The sequence below is a fragment of the Aquimonas voraii genome (assembly GCF_900101825.1).
GTDB lineage: Bacteria > Pseudomonadota > Gammaproteobacteria > Xanthomonadales > Xanthomonadaceae > Aquimonas > Aquimonas voraii.
This window is the reverse complement of sequence record NZ_FNAG01000001.1, coordinates 678,701-698,050: the sequence shown is the minus strand read 5'-3', so window position 1 is coordinate 698,050 and position 19,350 is coordinate 678,701. Positions and strand designations below refer to the sequence as shown.

Annotated in this window: 17 protein-coding genes; 8 read left to right on the top strand and 9 right to left on the bottom strand. The window is 70.4% G+C overall.

Translation table 11 applies throughout. The features are described from left to right. The first annotated feature begins 7 nt into the window (after nt 1–7). Nucleotides 8–808 (top strand): BPSS1780 family membrane protein, encoded by an 801-nt coding sequence (locus BLP83_RS03030; RefSeq protein WP_091238653.1) that lies wholly within the window; start codon nt 8–10, stop codon nt 806–808. A gap of 180 nt (nt 809–988) precedes the next feature. Here BLP83_RS03030 and BLP83_RS03025 read toward each other — a convergent pair whose 3' ends face one another. Continuing rightward, nucleotides 989–1,498 (bottom strand): hypothetical protein, encoded by a 510-nt coding sequence (locus BLP83_RS03025; protein WP_091238651.1) that lies wholly within the window; start codon nt 1,496–1,498, stop codon nt 989–991. A gap of 685 nt (nt 1,499–2,183) precedes the next feature. Between BLP83_RS03025 and BLP83_RS03020 the strand changes: the two genes are divergently transcribed. The 6 genes from BLP83_RS03020 to mgtE all read left to right on the top strand — a co-directional run bounded on the left by BLP83_RS03020 (nt 2,184) and on the right by mgtE (nt 9,357). After that, complete coding sequence (locus BLP83_RS03020; protein WP_176763984.1) at nt 2,184–5,660, top strand: M36 family metallopeptidase; 3,477 nt, start codon at nt 2,184–2,186, stop codon at nt 5,658–5,660. Further along, the gene (locus BLP83_RS03015) at nt 5,657–6,079 is read left to right on the top strand and encodes a hypothetical protein (protein WP_091238646.1); all 423 of its coding nucleotides are present in this window, start codon (nt 5,657–5,659) and stop codon (nt 6,077–6,079) included. The genes BLP83_RS03020 and BLP83_RS03015 overlap by 4 nt, the downstream gene beginning before the upstream one ends. Nucleotides 6,080–6,248: 169 nt before the next feature. Further along, nucleotides 6,249–6,848, top strand: coding sequence for an NAD(P)H:quinone oxidoreductase (gene wrbA, locus BLP83_RS03010; protein ID WP_091238643.1), 600 nt, complete (start codon nt 6,249–6,251; stop codon nt 6,846–6,848). Continuing rightward, nucleotides 6,845–7,291: a DUF2069 domain-containing protein gene (locus BLP83_RS03005; RefSeq protein WP_091238642.1), complete on the top strand. Its 447-nt coding sequence runs from the start codon at nt 6,845–6,847 to the stop codon at nt 7,289–7,291. Before wrbA ends, BLP83_RS03005 begins: the two co-directional genes overlap by 4 nt. Nucleotides 7,292–7,338: 47 nt before the next feature. After that, nucleotides 7,339–7,824, top strand: a complete 486-nt coding sequence (locus BLP83_RS03000) for an asparaginase domain-containing protein (RefSeq protein WP_091238639.1) — start codon at nt 7,339–7,341, stop codon at nt 7,822–7,824. A 171-nt stretch (nt 7,825–7,995) separates the two neighbouring features. Continuing rightward, entirely contained in the window at nt 7,996–9,357 is a 1,362-nt protein-coding gene (gene mgtE, locus BLP83_RS02995) for a magnesium transporter (RefSeq protein WP_091238638.1), read from the top strand. A gap of 15 nt (nt 9,358–9,372) precedes the next feature. Here the strand turns inward: mgtE and BLP83_RS02990 are convergent, their stop codons facing one another. The 4 genes from BLP83_RS02990 to BLP83_RS02975 all read right to left on the bottom strand — a co-directional run bounded on the left by BLP83_RS02990 (nt 9,373) and on the right by BLP83_RS02975 (nt 14,812). Then, the gene (locus BLP83_RS02990) at nt 9,373–10,518 is read right to left on the bottom strand and encodes an efflux RND transporter periplasmic adaptor subunit (RefSeq protein ID WP_091238635.1); all 1,146 of its coding nucleotides are present in this window, start codon (nt 10,516–10,518) and stop codon (nt 9,373–9,375) included. Between the two features lie 4 nt (nt 10,519–10,522). Beyond that, nucleotides 10,523–12,892, bottom strand: a complete 2,370-nt coding sequence (locus BLP83_RS02985) for an ABC transporter permease (RefSeq protein ID WP_091238633.1) — start codon at nt 12,890–12,892, stop codon at nt 10,523–10,525. Beyond that, nucleotides 12,889–13,620, bottom strand: a complete 732-nt coding sequence (locus BLP83_RS02980) for an ABC transporter ATP-binding protein (RefSeq protein WP_091238631.1) — start codon at nt 13,618–13,620, stop codon at nt 12,889–12,891. Before BLP83_RS02980 ends, BLP83_RS02985 begins: the two co-directional genes overlap by 4 nt. 94 nt (nt 13,621–13,714) lie before the next feature. Then, the gene (locus BLP83_RS02975; RefSeq protein ID WP_218121172.1) at nt 13,715–14,812 is read right to left on the bottom strand and encodes a carboxysome shell carbonic anhydrase; all 1,098 of its coding nucleotides are present in this window, start codon (nt 14,810–14,812) and stop codon (nt 13,715–13,717) included. 190 nt (nt 14,813–15,002) lie between these two features. Between BLP83_RS02975 and BLP83_RS02970 the strand changes: the two genes are divergently transcribed. Next, nucleotides 15,003–15,290 carry a heavy-metal-associated domain-containing protein gene (locus BLP83_RS02970; RefSeq protein WP_091238628.1) on the top strand — a complete coding sequence of 96 codons (288 nt, stop codon included), beginning with the start codon at nt 15,003–15,005 and terminating at the stop codon, nt 15,288–15,290. 104 nt (nt 15,291–15,394) lie between these two features. On the opposite strand, the gene trpA is transcribed toward BLP83_RS02970, so the two are convergent. The 4 genes from trpA to truA form a co-directional block, all read right to left on the bottom strand. Next, on the bottom strand, nt 15,395–16,195 hold the full coding sequence (gene trpA, locus BLP83_RS02965) for a tryptophan synthase subunit alpha (protein WP_091239433.1): 801 nt from the start codon (nt 16,193–16,195) through the stop codon (nt 15,395–15,397). Nucleotides 16,196–16,473: 278 nt separating this feature from the next. Then, a complete protein-coding gene (trpB, locus tag BLP83_RS02960) occupies nt 16,474–17,682 on the bottom strand; it encodes a tryptophan synthase subunit beta (RefSeq protein ID WP_091239430.1) in 1,209 nt (402 codons plus the stop codon). Nucleotides 17,683–17,686: 4 nt separating this feature from the next. After that, complete coding sequence (locus tag BLP83_RS02955) at nt 17,687–18,361, bottom strand: phosphoribosylanthranilate isomerase (protein WP_245679936.1); 675 nt, start codon at nt 18,359–18,361, stop codon at nt 17,687–17,689. Between the two features lie 42 nt (nt 18,362–18,403). Then, a complete protein-coding gene (gene truA, locus BLP83_RS02950) occupies nt 18,404–19,228 on the bottom strand; it encodes a tRNA pseudouridine(38-40) synthase TruA (RefSeq protein WP_425388954.1) in 825 nt (274 codons plus the stop codon). Nucleotides 19,229–19,350: the final 122 nt, after the last annotated feature.

The following is a 19,350-nucleotide window of genomic DNA, read 5'->3' as shown; positions in this document are numbered from 1 at the left end:
TCAAGGAATGCAGTTCAAGCGCGTCGAACCCGCCCAGGCCGTGGAATGGATCGGCTGCGCCGTGCGGCTGCTGTTGGCCAACCCCGCGCCCTTTCTCTTGATGGGGCTGGCCATGACGGTGATCGCCGTGGTGCCCCTGCTCGGCGCGATGGCCCTGCTGATCGTCGGCCCGGTGTTCTATGCCGGCATCGCCAGCGCGGCGCGCGCCCAGGACAGGGGTGGTCAAGCGGATTTCGACCAGCTGCTGGAGGGCTTTCGCCAGCCCGGCAAGGCCGGCCCCCTGATCGCGCTCTGTCTACCCAGCGTGGCCATGGTGGTGTTGGCGGTGATGCTCGGCGTGATGGTGCTGATGAGCTTCGGTGCCTCAGCCCTCATGGCCGGAGGCGCACAGCCCATCGACCCCAGCACGGTGGACCCCGCGGCCCTGTTCGGCACTGGCGGCCTGCTGGTGCTGGTGCTGCTGCTGATACCGCTGGGGCTTGCCACCGCCGCCCTGCTGTTCTTCGCCCTGCCGCGAGTGATGTTCGACGGCATCGAGCCTTTCCCGGCAATGCGCGAGAGTGCGCAGGCGGCGGCCGCCAACCTCGGCGCCTTCCTGCTGACCGTGATCACCCTGTTCTTCGCCCGCGCCCTGCTGGCGATACTGCTCAGCTGGCTGCCGTTCTTCCTCGGCGCGCTGATCGTCGGCAGCGTGTTCACGCCGCTGATCGCCTGTGTGCTCTATGCGGCTTGGAAGGACGTGTTCGCGGCGAACCGCGGCGAGGGCGGAGCGGAGCCGCCGATGCCGCCGCCGGCCATCGAGGTCTGAGCGAACGGGCAAAGGGGCGCGCGGTGTCTACGACCCGCGCAGGCACGGGAGAGGAAAAGGGCGTGCTCTGCGGCCAGGCCCGGTTCTGGAACACGGGAGCTTGTCTGAGGAAAGCAAAAAGCCGCGGGCCAGCCCGCGGCTTCGGTGCGACAGGAAGCGGATCGAACCTGCCGGCGACCCTTACAGCACCTTCTTGAGCTCGGCGTCGAGCTCGTTGATGCGCTTGCCTGCCGCGCGTGGTGCGTCCATCAGGGCGCGCCACTCCGGGTAAAGCATGCGCAGGGTGGTGCTGTCCGGCGCCGACTGCAGGCGCTTCATGAGCTCGGGGTTCGCGTAGGGCCCGATGAAGGTCCGCAAGGTGTTGAGCATGAAGTTGCGCGCCATCTCGCGCTCCTTCGGGCTGCGCTCGGGCAGGTCGTCCGTCGGTGCCACCGCGCTTGCCTCGGCGACCGGCGCCGCCGGTTTCGGAGCAACCGCGCCCTCGCGCCCCGGCCACAGGACACAGCCCACCTCGACCAGATGGTCGAGCAGGGGAGCGATTTCGGTCTTGCCCATCATGGTCTGCAGCTCGGTCGGGCCGCGCTGTCCATCGATCAGGATCAGCAGGCGGCGCTCCAGCACCCCGAGGCCCAGCTTGCGGTGCTCCAGCTCTTCTGCGCCCAAGGCGGTCTTGCGCGGTGCGGTTGCCATCTCTTCCCCTTTGACGATGTGGCGGGCAGCTGGCGCAACAGCGCCGCGGAGCGGGCAAATCACCCATCCAAGCGCGGCCGCGGAATTCGCCTGCACGCCGCATGCCAGCGTCTGCCCAAGCATGGAAATGCTACCGCGAAACGGGGCTTATGACTGATCGCACTTGGGTGGAATCCATGGCATCCAGCTGAATCCGCAGGGATGAGGCCTGCCGCCGAGGCCGTCGGGTTCGGCCGGGGCCGCGCAAAAGTCGCCAGAGCGCAGCTTTCGACCGATCGCCCGTGTGCCTGTTCGGGACAGACCCAGCCCGCTCGGTCGAACGAATTGCACCGGGGTTGGAGCGATGCCACGCCAACCGAATGGCGTCGTTCCGCGGCGGGCCTGCGTCAAGTCCATGGCGCGAGCCCTGCGGGGATCCTCCGGAGCGCAGTTCGTGGGCGGGCGGCCAATGCCTTGCGCGGCCGCGGCGTCCGGCCCACGGCCGCGCTGCTTGAAGCGGGCCGGACAGGCCTGCGGGATGGCGGACAGGGCCGATCGGCGGCATGCTGGCCCCGCCATGCGCGCGCCCCTGTACAAACACCCCAGATCACGACCGCAGACACACAGAACCAGCGAAGGGCTCGCCGCCCCGCGCAGAGCGCTGGCGCTCGCGTTGGCCCTGTCATCGATGTGCGGCCCGGTCGCCGTGGCCAAGCCTGATGAGGCCCCCCAGGCCGATGAAGACCGGCGTCTGCATGTGCTGCCCTGGGGCGAACTCAGCGTGACGCGGGCTCCGCCCGATGCCAACGAAGCGCTGCGCCTCGCGCTCGCCCACCTGCAGTCGGACGCGGCGCGCAGCGCAGCACCGGGCGCCGACGCGCTGCGCCTGATCGATCAGCAGACCTTGCTCAGCGGCGCGCGGCTGCTGCGCTTTGCCGCCGAGCGCGAGGGCATCGAGATCTTCGGCGAGCGGATCAGCCTGCTGCTGGATGCGCAGGGCCGGGTGCGCGCCAGCAGCGGCGGCGGACGCGGTGCCGACGCCGTCGCCAGCGAGGCGCGGGCCTGGCGGCTTCCGCTCGAAGAGGCTGCGGCCGTGGCGCTGGCGCCCTGGGGGTTCGATGCCGCGAGCCTGCGCGGCGCCTGGACGGCGATGCCGAAGGCCACATCGACCAGCCCCTACCGCGAACTGCAGCTTGCCACCCTGCTGAGCCGCTCAGCCAACGGCGCCGAGCTGGCCGCGCCGGTGCGCGGGGTGCCGGTCTGGCATCGCCATCGCGGCCAGCTGCGCCCGGCCTGGTACGTCGAGACCCAGGTGCTGCCGGCTCAAGGCCCGCGCGCCAGCCGCCTGCAGGCGAGCCTGGTCGACGCGGTCGACGGCAGCCTGCGGCGGCGGCAGGAGCTGTCGGCGCACGCGAGCTTCCTCTGGCAGGCCTATGCGGAAGCCGCGCCGGCGCATCGCCCCGAGCCGGGCCCGCAGGGCCGCGCCGACATGCCGCACCCCAGCGCGCTTCCGGACGGCTTCCGTCCAGCACTTGGCCCGCCGCAACAGATACCGCTCGCCTTCGCGCCGCTCGGCTTCGCCTGGCCCGGCAGCGGCTTCAGCGATCCCTGGCTGCGCGCAGAGGATGTCGAGAGCCGCGGCAACAACGTCGACGCCTATGCCGATCTGGCCGAACCCGATGGCTTCAGCGTCGGCGACATCCGCGCCCAGCCGAGCGGCCCGCTGGCCTTCGTGCCCGGCTATGCGCCGCTGCTGCCACCGGATGCCAGCGCGGGGCAGATCGAAGCGGGCGTGGTCAATGCCTTCTACATCACCAACTACCTGCACGACTGGTTCTACGCCGCCGGCTTCGATGAGGCCGCTGGCAATGCGCAGATGTCGAACTTCGGTCGCGGCGGCGAGGAGCTCGACGCCCTGCGGGTCGAGACGCTGGATCATTCGGGCCTCGACAACGCCAACATGTCCACGCCGGCGGACGGCGCGCCGCCGCGCATGCAGCTGTTCCGCTTTCGCGGCCCGCAGGTGGGCGCGCTGGATCCGGGCGCGGCCGGGCCGCCACTGCGGGTGCGCGTCGCCGAGTTCGGGCCGGGCACCTACCGACTGAGCGCGCCGCTGGCGCTGGCCAACGACGGCGTCGGCAATGCCGCCGACGCCTGCGAAGCGCTGCCGGCGACGGCCAGCGGACGCATCGTGCTGGCCGAAGACGGCGGCTGCGAGGCACTCGACAAGGCACGCCATGCGCAGGCGGCGGGCGCGGCGGGCCTCGTGATCATGAGCGCGCAGGCCGCAGGCTGGCCGCTGCTCGCCGGCGATGCCCCCGAGCTTGATCTACCGACGCAGAGCGTGCAGCGCAGCGATGGCCTGTGGCTGCGCGAGCGGCTGGCGCAGGGGCCGCTCAGCGTCGAGCTGAGCGCCGAGCGCGGCGCCGACCGCGACGCGGCGATGGATGCCGCGATCGTCGCCCACGAATGGGGGCACTACATCAGCAATCGCCTGATCGGCAACGCCACGGGCCTCAGCACCCATCAGAGCCGCGCCATGGGCGAGGGCTGGGCCGACTTCCACGCCCTGCTGCTGCTCGTGCGCGAGCAAGACGCGCTGCAGCCCGAGGGCGCCGGTTTCAGCGGCAGCTACGGGGTGATGAACTACGTCAGCGCCGGCCGCATGCCGAGCTTCAGCCCCAACGCGAGCTACTTCGGCATCCGCCGCTACCCCTATTCGACCCGGCGCGAGATCAATCCGCTCGAGTTCCAGCACATCGCCAGCGGCTCGCAGATTCCCGATGCGGCCCCGCGCACGCCGGCCAGCCTGTCGGCCGACAACTCGGCCGTGCACAACGCCGGCGAAGTCTGGGGCAGCCTGCTCTGGGACTGCTACGCCAGCCTGCTGCGCGAGACCCTGCCGCCCGCTCCGCGCTACGGCTTCGACGAAGCCCAGCGGCGCATGAGCGAGTACCTGGTGGCCGCCTACAAGCTGACCCCGAACGCACCGACCTACACCGAGGCCCGCGACGCCCTGCTGCTGACGATGGCGGTCAGCGATGCCGAAGACCTGCGCCTCTGCGGCTCGGCGTTTGCCGCGCGCGGCGCCGGCCTGCGCGCGCGCTCCCCAAGCCGCGGCAGTCTCACCCTGCAGGGCGTGCAGCCGAGCTTGGTCGACGGCGGCGATCTGCGCATCGACAGCATCGAGCTGATCGAGGACGCCAGCTGCGATGCCGATGGCGTGCTCGACCCTGGCGAAGTCGGCCGCCTGCGCCTCGGCGTTCGCAACTCCGGCACGCAGGCCCTGGCCGACAGCCGCGTCGATCTGCGCAGCTCCAGCGATCGCCTCGTCTTTGCCGAAGGCAGCGGGCGCACGCTGCCGGCGCTGGCGCCACAGCAGCAACACACGCTGGAGCTGCCGGTGGCGCTGTATGCCGGCGCTGGCCTGCAGGCAATCACGGTCACGGCCACGCCGGACGATCCAGCGATCGGCTTCGCCACCGGCGAAGTCGGCACGCAGGCCTTCGCGGTCGACTTCGACCTCGTCGATGCGGTGAGCCGCAGCGATGGCTTCGACAGCCCGCGCATGGTCTGGACACCCGGACAGGACGAGGGCTTGGAACCCGAACTGGTGGGCTGGCGGCGGCGCGCGCTCGATCCGCTGCGCTGGGTGCTGTACGGGCCCGACTTCGGCACCGAGGGTCAGGCCTGGATCGAATCGCCGGCCCTGCAAGTGGGCGCCGATGCCGACTTCCGCGTCGAGTTCGACGCGCGCTACAGCTTCGAGGCCAGCAGCAGCACCTTCTACGACGGTGGCGTGGTCGAGATCAGCCTGGACGAGGGCCAGAGCTGGCGTGATGTCACTGAACTCGGCCAGCTCAGCCCGGCCTATGGCGGCCTGCTGTCCGACTGCTGCGACAATCCGCTGGCCGGTCGCGCCGCCTTCGTCGGCCGCAGCGCCGGCTGGCCCGACGCCTTCGCGCCGCACCGCATCGACTTCGGCCGTAGTCTCGCCGGCCAGCGCGTGCGCCTGCGCTTTCTGATCGCCACCGATGCGGCCGTGACGGCGCCGGGCTGGGAGATCGACGAGCTGCGCGCCTTCGGCATCGACAACACGCCGTTCCCGCAGCGCGTGCCCAACGCCGCCGCGTGTACCCTGAGCGGCCGCTTCCGCGATGGCTTCGAGACCCTGACGCAATGAGCCCGACCCCGACGACGCGCCGTCTGCGCCCCGAACTCTGGCTGCTGGCCGTGGCCTGCGTGCTGCTGGCGGCGCAGGCCAGCTTTCATCTGCTGGCCTATCCGCGCCTGGATCAAGGCCTGCTGGATCTGGCCGCGGTCGGTGCCGAGCAGCCGCTGCCGAGCTTCGATGTGCTGCGCGGCGCCTGGATCCTGTATGCGGTGCACCTGCTGATCGCCTCGCTGCTCTGCGCCGCCTGCGCCGTGGCCCCGCGCCTGTTCGGCCGCGGCCTGCGCATGGCCCTGGTGGTCTGGCTGGGGCTCGACACCGCCCTGCTCTTCTACTTCGTCGGCCCCTTTCTCGGCAGCGTGCTGATGGCGATCAGCGCCAGCGCCGTGGCGGCGGCGGCGCTGCTGCCGGCACGGCAAGACGAGCCATAGGGTGGACCCTGGCCCAGCGTGGCCTCCGCCCTCGCTTGGTCCCTGCACGGGAGCGCGCATCCGGTCCTGATGATCGCTCCGCATTGATCTCGCCTGCCGGAAGATCCGCAGGGCAAGCGCGCAACCCCTGAGCCTCGCCTCCGTTGTTCCACCCCGACCACGTCCGCCCATGCCCGACATCCTGATCCTCTACTACAGCCGCAGCGGCAGCGTGGCCCAGCTGGCGCGGCAGATCGCCCGCGGCGTTGATGAAGTGCCGGGCATGGCCGCGCGCCTGCGCACGGTGCCGCCGGTGGCGCCGATCACCCAGACCACGGCCCCACCCGAACCCGAGGACGGTGCGCCCTACGTCGAGCGCAGCGACTTGGCCGAATGCGCCGGCCTGATCCTCGGCAGCCCCACCCGCTTCGGCAACATGGCCGCACCGCTCAAGCACTTCCTCGATTCGCTGGGCGCCGAATGGGCCTCGGGCACCTTGGCCGGCAAGCCGGCCGCGGTGTTCACCTCGACGGCTTCGATGCACGGCGGCCAGGAGTCGACCCTGCTGACCATGCTGCTGCCACTGCTGCACCACGGCATGGTGATCACCGGCATCCCCTTCACCGAGGCCGCACTCAGCACCACGACCACCGGCGGCACGCCCTATGGCGCCAGCCACTGGACCGGGCACGAGGGCCACACCCATCCCAGCGAGGACGAGCGCCAGCTGGCGCGCGCGCTGGGCCGGCGCGTGGCTGTGATCGCGCAGAAGCTTGGAGCCGGCGCATGAGTCTCGAATCGGCCAACCCCAACCTGTTCGACGAGAACGCGAGCCCGGTGCCCGAACATGTGGGCCGCCGCGCCTGGCGCATCGGCGTGGTGCTGCTGTGGGCGCTGATCGCCCTGCAGCTGGCCTGGTACCTGGTGCTGCTGCCGCCGGCGCGGGTCAGCCCCTGGGTGCCGCTGGGCTTTCTCGGCCTGCCGCTGCTGATCCCGGCGCTGTGCGCGCTGGCGAACATGAGGAAGGCCCTGTTCTGGGCCGGCTTCATCGCCATGTTCCACTTCACCCACGGGGTGATGGAGGCCTGGACCGTGCCCGCCGCACTCTGGCCCGGGCTGATCGAAGCCGCGCTGGCGGCCGGCGTCTGCTGTGCGGCGGCCTGGCACGGCCTGTCGCGCCGCATCTACTGGCGCAAGCTGGTCACGGCCGCGGCGGAAAGGGCCGGGGGCTGAGCCCAGCCCGTATAATTCGCGGCCTCCCCGCGTTAGACGGCCTCGCCATGGACCAGCTCTGCATCGTCACCACCGGCGGCACGATCGACAAGATCTACTTCGACGACAAGTCCGACTACCAGATCGGCGACCCGCAGATCGGCCGCATCCTTGAAGAGTTGGGCGTCGCTTTCCGCTTCACGGTGATCCCGATCCTGCGCAAGGACAGCCTGCACCTCACCGAGGCCGACCGCGCGCTGATCAAGCAGACCATCCTTGCGCAGCCGGCGAAGCATGTGCTGGTCACCCACGGCACCGACAGCATGGTGGAGACCGGCCGGGTACTGGCCGACATCCCGGACAAGACGATCGTCATGACTGGCGCGCTGAACCCGGCGCGCTTCCGCGGTTCGGACGCCGAGTTCAACATCGGCACCGCCGTCGGCGCCGTGCAGTGCCTACCGCCGGGCGTCTACATCGCCATGAACGGACGCATCTGGGACCCGGCCAAGGTGCGCAAGAACGTCGCGGCCAACCGTTTCGAGGCTGCTTGAGGGCGAGCGGCGAGGAACGAGGAGAGCGCAAAGAAGAACGCCAGCGTCCGTTCTCGCGCTTGCCTGATCGCAGCGGCTCGCCCGAGTAGCACCCCGGCATCGCCCGGACGCGACACCCTCACCGCGCCCTGCCCTGCAGCGCGCCCGCCCCACTGAAGCCGAGAGCCTGCCATGGCCGAGATCAGCCGCCAGGACAAAGCCGCACGCCAGCTGAGGCTGCTCTCGGAGGCGCTCGACTCCGGCCGCCTGGGGCCGGTGCGGCGCATGGTCAACACGCTGAGCCCGGCCGAGATCGGCAACCTGCTGGAGTCGCTGCCCCACGACCAGCGCGTGATCGTCTGGGGCCTGGTCGACGCCGAGGACGACGGCGAAGTGCTGGTCCATGTCGGCGACGAGGTGCGCGAAAGCCTGCTGGCGGCGATGGACACCGACGAGATCGTCGCCGCTGCCGAATCGCTGGACATCGACGACCTCGCCGACCTCATGGAGGACCTGCCCGACCAGGTCATCGACGAGGTGCTGAAGTCGATGGACCGGGAGAACCGCGAGCGCCTGGAGCAGGTGCTCTCGTATCCCGAGGACAGCGCCGGCCGCCTGATGAACCCCGACGTCATCACCGTGCGCGCCGACGTCACCGTCGACGTGGTGCTGCGCTACCTGCGCCTGCGCGGCGAGATGCCGGACAACACCGACCACCTCTACGTGGTCAGCCGCCGCCACCAGTACCTCGGCCGGATTCCGCTGACAGCGCTGCTGCTGTCCGAGCCCGCGCGGCCGATCAACCAGCTGATGGACGAGGAGGACCACCCGGCGATTCCGGTCGACACGCTCACCGCCGAGGTCGCGCGGCAGTTCGAGGACCACGACTGGGTCTCGGCGCCGGTGGTCGACGAGAACAACATCCTGGTCGGCCGCATCACCATCGACGACGTGGTCGACATCATCCGCGAGCAGGCCGAGCACCAGGTGCTGTCGGCGGCCGGCCTCGACGAGGACGAGGACATGTTCAGCCCGGTGCTGCGCGCAGCACCGCGACGCATGATCTGGCTGGGCATCAACCTGCTGACGGCGTTTCTGGCGGCCAGCGTGGTCGGCCGTTTCGAGGAGACCATTGAGAAGGTGGTGGCCTTGGCCGTGCTGATGCCGATCGTCGCCGGCATGGGCGGCAACGCCGGCACCCAGGTGCTGGCGCTGATGATCCGCGGTCTGGCGCTGGGCCAGGTCGGCGCCAGCAACGTCTGGACCCTGGTCTGGAAGGAAGTGCGCGTGGCCCTGCTGAACGGCCTCGGCCTGGGCCTGGTGCTCGGCGGCGCGGTCTGGCTGTGGTTCGGCGACCCGGCGCTGTCGGGCGTGATCTTCGCGGCGCTGGTGATCAACCTCACCGCAGCCAGCCTGGCCGGCGTCGCCGTGCCGCTGACCCTTAAGCGCATGGGCTTCGATCCGGCACTGGCCAGCAGCATCTTTCTGACCACGGTCACCGACGTGTTCGGCTTCTTCGCCTTCCTCGGCCTCGGCACCCTGCTGCTGGTCTGAAAGCCGGCGGGCAGGTCAGGGCGTGATGCGAACGCGCTCTCCTTCCAGATCGCCGGGCGGCGGAAAGCGCAGCACCCGATTGCCACGCTCAAGCCCGGAGAGGATCTCGCGCTGGCGACCGTCGCTGTCGCCCACCTCGACGGCCCGCGCGCGCAGGCGGCCGTCCTCGACGCGCCAGACCCGCCAGCCGGCCTGTTCGCGGCGCAGGGCCTCGATCGGCAAGACGAGCACGTCGCGCGCCTCACGGACCTGCACGAAGGCTTCGACCTGGTAGCCGTGGCCCAGGCCCGGCGGCACGCTGTCGAGCTGCAGGATCACGTGCACGCGCTGCTCCTCGACGCCGAGCGCCGAGACCTTGAGCTCGCCCAGGGGCTCGATGCGCTCGACCCGCGCCGGCAGCGAAGCGCCGCCCCAACCCTCGATGCGCGCCGGCGCACCCGGCGCGAACTGCACGGCGTCCTGCGACAGGAAATCAGCGACCACCTCGATGGAGGACGGCACGCCCAGCTCCAGCAGCAGCTGTCCCGCCGCCACCGGCTGCTCGCCCTGCAAATGCCGCTTCAGCAGCACGCCGGACACCGGAGCACGCAGCTCGATGCGGCCTTCGGCGTCGGGCAGCGAGAGCGCGAGCCGGCTGCGCGCCTGCTCGACGGCGGCGCGTGCCGCACCCACGGCCGCGGCGGCTTCGCGATCCAGCGCACGCGCAGCCATCAGATCGCGTTCGCTGACCAGGCCGCGCTGGCCCGACGCCTCCAATCGAAGCCGCGCATCGCGCGCCGAGGCCGCATGCGCCTCAGCCTGGCGCAGGCCGGCTTCGGCGGCGGCCAGCTCGGCCCGCGCGCTGGCTGCACTGCGTGCATCGAGCGGCGTCGACTGCAGCGGTCGCAGACGCGCGAGTACCTGACCCGCGTCCACCGCATCGCCGGGCTCGAGCGTGATGCGCTCGAGCACGCCGGCGGTGGGCGCGGCCAGCGGATGCAGCTCGCGCATGCGGGTGATGCCGCGGTCGCTGCGCTCGATGCGCAGGGCGCCTGTGCCGACCTCGACCAGCTCGAACTCACGCGCGCGAGGCCACAGTGCGGCCAGCGCCGACAGCAGCAGGATCAGCAGCAACGCGCCCCAGGCAAGGCGGGTGCGGCGTCTGGACGGGCGATCAGGCATTCGGCTACTCCCGGACTTTGAGGCTTTCGACAAGGCCGATCCGATCGACCCCGCGACGCACCCACAGCGCGGTGGCGGCGACCGAGGCCAGCAGGATCAGGCCCGCCCGCAGGTGCAGGCTGGGTTCGAACAGGCTGGGAAACTGGAACACATCGGTGGCCATCGCGCGCAGGAAGGCCTGCGCGGCGTAGTGGCCCGACACCAAGCCCGGCGGCAGGGCGATCAGGCACAGCAGTCCCAACTCGGCCAACAGCACATAGCTGGCCTCGCGCCGACCGTAGCCGAGCACGCACAGGGTGGCGAGATCGCGGCGCTGCTCGCCCAGCACCACGGTGCTGGTGGCGTACGCAATGCCCACCGCCATCAGCACCGCGAAGCCGGTGAACAGGCTGGTCATGGTGCCGCTGCCCTGCTCGAACATGCGCTGCATGGCGCCCCAGGCGGCCTCGATATCGCTGCTGGCGGCGATCATCGGCGTCGCCCGCACGGCGGCATCGAAGGCCGCACGCTGGTCGGCGCGCAGGCGCAGGTGCGCGCCGCTGATCCGGCCGGGCTGTCCCGAGTAGCGGGCCAAGGCGTCGATCTCCAGCCAGGCGCCGCTGCCGATGGTGACCTCGACCACCTCGGCCACCGGGAGCACGAAACGACGGCGCAGGCCGCCGGTCAGCTGCACCTCGACGGGGTCACCTGCCCTCACACCCAGCTGGCGGGCCAGCGAGCCGCTGAGCAGCAGGCCGTCGTCGCGAAGAAGCCGCGGCTGGCCCTGGGCATCGACGAGCCGCTCCAGCAGGGGTTGGGCCGTCAAGCCGAGCAGCGGTTCGTTGACCGAACGCAGGCCAGCGGTGAACACCGCATCCAGCGCAAGGAAGGGTTCAGCGCGCTCGACGCCCGGCAGTCGCGCAAGCGCGCGCAGGGCATCGGCGCCCGCGTTCTCGGCAAGACTGAGGGTGATCTGCTGGCGCTTGGCCGCGCCGAAGCTGATGTCGAGCAGGCGCTCGATGGCCAGCGGCGCCTGCATCGACAGCACCAGCAGGATCAAGGCCGCACAGAAGCCGGCGACGGTGATCAGGCTGCGGCGCGGAAAGCCGAGCACGCGGCGCAGGGCCACGCGGGTCAGCGGATCAAAGCCCGCGGCCAGCGCCTCCAGCGGCCCTGCGCCATGGCGGAAGCTGGGCGGTGGCGGCGGCGCCAGCGCGGCGGCCGGTCGCAGGGACAGCACGCGGCGCAGAGCGAGGCTGCTGCCGGCCAGTGCGGCACCGATGCCGACTGCGAAGGCCGCGGCGACGATGCCCGGCTGCAGCCGGTACTGCAGCACCGGCAGCCGATAGAACTCCAGATACAGGCCGCACATCAGCTCACCCAAGGCGCGGCCCAGCGCCAGCCCGAACAGCACGCCGACCAGACTGACCACCAACGCGAAGCCGAGATAGCCGCCAACGACTTCGCGCGCCCGCAGGCCGAACGCTTTCATCAGCCCCAGCGTGCTGCGCTCGGCTTCGACCAGCCGGGTCAGGTTGAGATTGAGCAGAAAGGCCGCGACCGCGAGAAAGGCCGGCGGCAGGAGGCGCGCCATGGTGCCGAGCTGCTCAAGCTCGTCATCCAGCAGGCGTGCGGAAGGAATGCGGCTGCGGTCCTGCGCGCGCCCCGCGCCGTAGCGTGCGAACAGCGGCTCCAGCTGCGCCGCGACCACCTCGGGCGCAACGCCCTCGCCCAAGCGCAACAGCAGCTCGTTGAAGGCGCCTTCGAGCCCCGCCGCCTGCTCCAGTGCGCGCCGCGGCATCCACAGCACGGCATGACGCTCGGGCTGGGGCAGCAGCTCGCCGGGCGGGCTCACGAACACGAACTCCGGCGAGTTGGCGATACCCACGATCCGCAGCCGCTCGCGCGAGCCGCGAATCGTCAGTTCGAGCGCATCGCCAATGTCCAGCCCCTGCGCCTGCGCGAAGGCCTCGTTCAAAGCCACCTCCCGCCGCGCGTTCGGCTCCGGCCAGCGGCCTTCGACCCGCCAGGGGCGATTGACCTGCACGCGCTCGGGATCGTCCAGCGAGTACAGGCGCGCGCTGAGCGCGCCGTCCACGTTGGGCAGCACCAGCAGGGCCGGCACCGCCAGCCGCGCTTCGACCGCCTGGACGCCCGGCAGCGCGGCGGCACGCTCCGCCATCGCCCGCGGCGCCCGCACCATCATCAGCTGCAGATCAGCGAGACCCTGCTGCAGGTAATAATCGTCGCGGGCGCGCTCCAGCGCGGCGCGCGTGCCGATGGCGGTGACCAGGAGCGCCACGCCCAGCGCCAGCAGACCGGCGATCGCCGAAGCCTGCGCCCGCTGCCGCAGCAGGTCGCGGCCAAGCTTGTTGAGCAGAGGCCGGCGCTTCACCAGCGCAGCTCCGAAGGCTGGGCGCGCGCGGCATTGCGCTCGATCGAGCGGATCGCGCCATCGGCGAAGCGCACCACGCGATCGCCCAGCCGCGCCATGTCGGCGTTGTGGGTGACGATCAGGCTCAGGCTGCCGCTGCGCGCATTGGCCTGCACCAGCGCATCCAGCACGCGCACGCCGGTGGCGAGATCGAGTGCGCCGGTCGGCTCGTCACAGAGCAGCACCCGCGGCCGCTTGGCCAGGGCGCGGGCGATCGCGACGCGCTGCTGCTCGCCGCCGGACAGCTGCGCGGGAAAGCTGTCGCCGCGGCCGCCCAGGCCGAGCTGGGCCAGAGCCTCTGCCGCCGGCATCGGGTCGTCGGCGATGTCGGTGACCAGCTCGATGTTCTCGGCCGCAGTGAGGCTGGGAATCAGGTTGTAGAACTGGAACACGAAGCCGACGTGGCGGCGGCGGTACTCGCCGAGCGCGCGCTCGTCACTCTGGTCCAGCCGCTGGCCTTCGAACTCGACGCTGCCGGCCGTAGGCGCATCAAGGCCACCCAGGATGTTCAGCAGGGTGCTCTTGCCCGAACCCGAGGGCCCGAGCACCACCACGACCTCGCCCGCGTAGAGGTCGAGGTCGACCCCGCGCAGGGCATGCACGGCGCTCGGGCCCGTCCCGTACACCCGGCCCACCCCGCGCAGGCGGAACAGGGGGGCGGGCAGCGCGAGGGTGGTGTCGGAGGGCATGGCGGCGATTCTGGGGCGCGGCGACGCCAAAGTGTGCCCTCGCCGCGCGTCGGCCTCAGTGAGTCAGATCAAGCCGCATCGCGACCACCACTGTTCAAGCCCGGAGCAGCTGCAGCTGGCGCCGCGGCCAGTCCAGCACCGCCCTTTGCACGTGCATGCGCCCAGCCAACCACGGATGCCGCTCGCGGATCAGCTCACAAGAGAATTCGCAAAGAAAGCGCGCCTTGAGTTCAGCGCGGGCACGATCGGGGCCGGGCTCCTCGTAGGGCACCGAGGCCAGCAGCAGGAAGCCGTCGTCCGGAATGCGGCCGCTGCGCATATTCGACTCGATGATGCCGGCCGCGGTCGCGATGGATTGATCGAGGCGCGGACTGTAGGGGCCAACGATCAGGGCGTGGTTGGGCATGTGCAGCACGTCGAATCCACGACCGACGCAGAGCACCCACTCGTGGTGCTCGACTTCGAGCGGCCGCTGACTGGCGCGGATCGCTCCGACGTGGCGGAGATTGCCCAGCAGCAGGGGCAGCAGGTCCTCGCGCACCTGCGCGGGCATGTCGGGAAACAGGGTCAGCAGCCGCTGCGGCAGCGCGCCCGCCTCGTCTTCGCGCAGGCCGGCGAGGTCCAGCACCTCACCGCCGGGCGCGTGCAGGCAGAGCGCGTCCTCGTCGGTCTCGAAGCCGCAGACCAGCGGATAGACGGCATCGTGGCCCTGGCCGAAGACCCGCTCCACCTGCTGGCGCAGGCCCTGCACATGCGCCTGCGCCGCCGCAGTGTCGAAGCCGAAACCGGCGCAGCCGCGCTCGCGGCTGCCGCGCGCGAAGTGATAAGTGAGCAGCAGGAGCACGCGTCGGCCCTCGCGGATCTGCCGCAGCACCCAGGCCGACAGCACTTCGCCGAGATGCGGCCAGCCAAGGTCGAAGCGCCCGCCGAGATTGCGGAAGGGCTGGATCAGGCCGATCGGCGTGCCGGTGGCATAGGCAAGGTTCAGGCGCCCATCCATGCATTTCATGGCCGCCAGCGCGGTCGGGTGCAGGGCGCGGTAGCGCTCGCGCGCGAGCACCGAATCGGAGGCACTGAAGACCTGCGAATGTTGCTCGGCGCGAGCCAGCAGCCAATCGATGCGTTCAGCAATCGGCCGCGCGTGCATGCCCTCGCCATCGGCATCGCCCCCCGCTGCGCGGGCGTCAAGCATCGACTCGCCTTGCATGCCAGCTCTCTCCCGCCGCGACGGCCCGAACGACACTAACAGGCAGACGGGGCGCAGCCGGCTTGGACCTTCGTCGAGATCGCTGGCATTTGCCCCGGATCAAGGCAACGAGACGGGCGCTCGCGCAGACTCCTGCGTCTGCAGCGTCGGCACGATCGCCGGCGCGGGAGATCCCATGAGCCTCGAATTCGCTCTGATGAACGTCAAATGCGGCGGCTGCGGCAACAGCATCCGCCGCGCGGTGCTCGACATCGAGGGCGTCAGCGCCGCGCGTCTCGATGTCGAGAGTGGTCACCTGAGCGTGGATGCGCCGCTGGGCCTGCGTGCCGAGATCGCCGCCCGGCTGCTCAAGCTGGGCTACCCGGAACAGGGCAGCGTCGAAGGCCTGGCCGCGCTCAGCGCTGGCGCCAAGTCCTTCGTCAGCTGCGCGATCGGGCGCTTTACCGACGAGCCGAAGAGCTGAACCGCGGCACAGCGCAGGCCGCACTCGCGGCGGCGCCTGCTTGCGTGACGACAAGGGCCGCGGATCGCGAGCCCGCCGTGGCCTCGCGATCCGCAGGACCGCCCTCAGCCCAGCGCAGCGCGGATCGGCTTGAGGAAGGCTTCGGCGCGCGCGCAGGCGTCGGCGGTGTCCACGGCTTCGGCGAGCGTACTGACCAAGGCACTGCCGATCACCACGGCGTCGGCGAACTCGGCGATGGCGCGCGCGCTGTCGGCATCGCGGACGCCGAAGCCGACCGCGATCCGATTCGTCGTGAGCGCGCGGATGGCCGCGACCTTGCCCTTGACCTCGGCGGTGTCGAGCTTGCCGGCGCCGGTCACGCCAGCGAAGGACACGTAGTACAGGTAGCCCTGCGCGCTCTGCGCCAGCGTGGCGAGGCGCTCGCCGGCACTGGTGGGTGCCGCCAGCGGCACCAGGGCAAGGTTCTCGGCATTCAGCGCGGCACGCACCGGCGCCGACTCCTCGGGCGGGCAATCCACCAGCAGCACGCCGTCGACCCCGGCCTCACGGGCGGCCTTCGCGAAGGCCTCCAGCCCGAACATCTCGACCGGATTGAGATAGCCCATCAGCACGATGGGCGTGTCCGCATCCTGCTGGCGGAACTCGGCGACCATCGCCAGCACCCGCCGCAGACCGACCTTGCGTGCCAGCGCGCGCTCGCTGCTCTGCTGGATCACCGGGCCATCGGCCATCGGGTCCGAGAAGGGCACGCCCAGCTCGATCACGTCCGCGCCCGCGCGCACCAGCGCGTGCATCACCGGCACAGTGGCGGCGTCGGAGGGATCACCGGCGGTGATGAAGGGAATCAGGCCGGTGCGCTGGGCGGCGGCGAGCTGGTCGAGACAGGTGTCGATGCGGTTAGCCATGGGAATGGTCGGATTCAGTGAGAGGGCGAGTGGTGCGGAGCCGGGATTGGGGATTCGGGATTCGCAGAAGAGCGGGCTTTCGAACACCGGGATGGGCGCCTCGCGCATTCGCTCGGATGCCGTTCCTAAATCGAAACTCGATGGTTCGAGTCGAGCCCCTCTCCCCTCGTGGGAGAGGAGAGAAGAGCTTCGCGTTGATGTGTGACGACTAGCTACGCAGCGAGGGAAGACAGCTCTTGCTCTTGCGAATCCCGAATCCCGAATCCCCAATCCCGGCATCACAACGAAATGCCCTCCCGCTTGGCAATCGTGTACATGTCCTTGTCACCGCGCCCGGAGAGGTTGCAGAGGATCAGCGCGTCCTTGGGCATCTGCTTCGCCTTCTTGATGGCCAGCGCGATTGCGTGGCTGGACTCAAGCGCAGCGAGGATGCCTTCGGTGCGGGCCAGCAGGTGGAAGGCCTCCATGCACTCGCTGTCGGTGATGCCCTCGTACTCAGCGCGGCCGCTGTCCTTGAGGAAGGCGTGCTCGGGGCCGACGCCGGGGTAGTCGAGTCCGGCCGAGATCGAGTGGGTCTCGATGATCTGGCCGTCGTCGTCGCAGAGCAGATACGTACGGTTGCCGTGCAGCACGCCGGGGCGGCCCGCGGCCAGCGAGGCGGAGTGGCGGCCGGTCTCGATGCCGTCGCCGGCGGCTTCGGCGCCGAAGATCTTGACTTCACGGTCGTTGAGGAAGGGATGGAACAGGCCGATGGCATTGCTGCCGCCGCCGACGCAGGCGACGAGCGCATCCGGCAGGCGGCCGTACTGCTCCAGCATCTGCGCGCGCGATTCGCGGCCGACCACGGCGTTGAAGTCGCGGACCATCCGCGGGTACGGGCTGGGGCCGGCGACGGTGCCGATGATGTAGAAGGTGTCGTGCACGTTGGTGACCCAGTCGCGCATCGCCTCGTTGAGCGCGTCCTTCAGGGTCTTGGAGCCCGAAGTCACGCCGACCACCTCCGCGCCCAGCAGCTTCATGCGGAACACGTTGATGGCCTGGCGCTCGATGTCGGTGGCGCCCATGTAGACCACGCACTTCAGGCCCAGCCGCGCGGCGACGGTCGCTGAAGCCACACCGTGCTGGCCGGCGCCGGTCTCGGCGATGATCCGGGTCTTGCCCATGCGCTTGGCCAGCATGGCCTGGCCGATGGTGTTGTTGATCTTGTGCGCGCCGGTGTGGTTCAGGTCCTCGCGCTTCAGCAGGATCTTCGCGCCGCCGACCTGCGCGGTCAGGCGCTCGGCGAAATAGATCGGCGAAGGCCGGCCGACGTAGTGCTTGAGGTCGTACTCGAGCTCGGCGATGAACTCGGGATCCTTGCGGTAGCGTTCGTAGGCGGCTTCCAGCTCGCGCAGGGGCTCGATCAGGGTCTCGCTGACGAAGCTGCCGCCGAACTGGCCGAAGTGGCCGCGGGCGTCGGGGTACTGGGAGAAGTCGCTGACTTCGATGGTTTCAACTCGCTTGGCCGCGGTCTGCACGTTCCACCTCGCTTACAAATGCCTGCATGCGCGCGAGGCTTTTCTCGCCCGGCGCATCCTCGATGCCACTGGATACATCGACCGCATGCGGGCGCACCGCGCACACGGCCTCGAACACGTTTTCCGGCTTCAATCCACCCGCCAGCAGCAGCGGTGCCAGGCGCTCCGCCGGCAGCCTCGCCCAGTCGAAGGCATGCCCACTGCCGCCCTGCGCGCCCGCGCCGTGGCTGTCGAACACGAACCCGGCCGCCCCCGCATAGCGGCGCTGGTAGGCCAACGGATCCTCGTTGCCACCCATCGGCACCGCCTTGATCCAGGGCCGCCCCAGACTCGCGCAGAACGCGGGCGCTTCAGCGCCGTGGAACTGCAGCAGGTCGGGCTGCACCGCCTCCACCGCGGCGCGCGCGAAATCGGGCTCGGCATCCATCAGCAGCAGCACGGCGCTCGCCAGCGCAGGCACTTCGCGCCGCAGCACCGCAGCCTCTTCGATCGCAAGTCCACGCCGGGTACCCGGTACGACAATCAGACCGATCGCATCGACGCCCAGCTGCACCGCGGCGCGGATGTCGGCGGCGCGTTTCATGCCGCAGAACTTGATTCGCGTGCGCTGGTGGATCGAAACCGTCATCAGGCGCGTAGTGTGCGACATCGCGCAGCCCGGCACGTCAACAGCGCGCATCCAAGGTGTGTGTCAGGACAGATCCGACCATGTGAATTCTGGCGGTAGCGCGAAGCGCGCCGGATAGAGCGGGCCCTCGAATACCAGCCCCTGCGGCACAGCGGTGGGCCCGGCGACGCTGCGATCGCGGCCGGCGAGCAGCTCGCCCAACCAGTCCTCGGGCCGCTCGCCGCGACCGATAGGCAGCAGGCTGCCGACGATGTTGCGCACCATGTGGTGCAGGAAGGCGTTGGCCTGCACTCGGATCTCCACCCACTGGCCTGACCGCACGACCTCGATGCGATGCAGGTGGCGATTCGGATGCTTGGCCTGGCAGGCGGCGGTGCGGAAGGCGCTGAAATCGTGCTCGCCCACCAGGGCCTGGGCCGCGCGGTGCATGGCCTCGGCATCCAGCGGCAGGCGCTCCCACGCCGCCTGCTGGCGATCCAGCGCCGGCCGCACTGGGCGGTTGAGGATGCGGTAGCGGTAGCGCCGCGCCAGGGCCGAGTAGCGCGCGTGGAAGTCGCTCGCTACCGGCTGCACCCAGAGCAGGGCCGCGGCCGGCGGCAGGCGCGAGGTGCTGCCCATCATCAGGGCGCGCGGGCTGCGCTCGGCGGCGATGTCGAAGTGGATGATCTGGCCACGGCCGTGCACACCACTGTCGGTGCGGCCCGCGCAGGTGACCTCGACCGGCGAGTCGCAGACATAGCTCAGGGCCTCTTCGACCGCCGCCTGCACGGTGCGTCCGTGCGACAGACGCTGCCAGCCCAGAAAGGCGCCGCCGTCGTACTCCACGGCCGCGGCGTAGCGGGTGGTGGGTGGCGCTTCGGGATTGGGGATTGGGGATTGGGGATTCAAAGCCGGGCAGCTCGCGTGCGCTGAGCGCGCAAAAGTAACGGGGATCGGTCACATCTGCGCGTTCACGGGCCGGAAAACGAACAAGGGCCGGCGAGCCGGCCCTTGTTCGATCACAGTCTGGG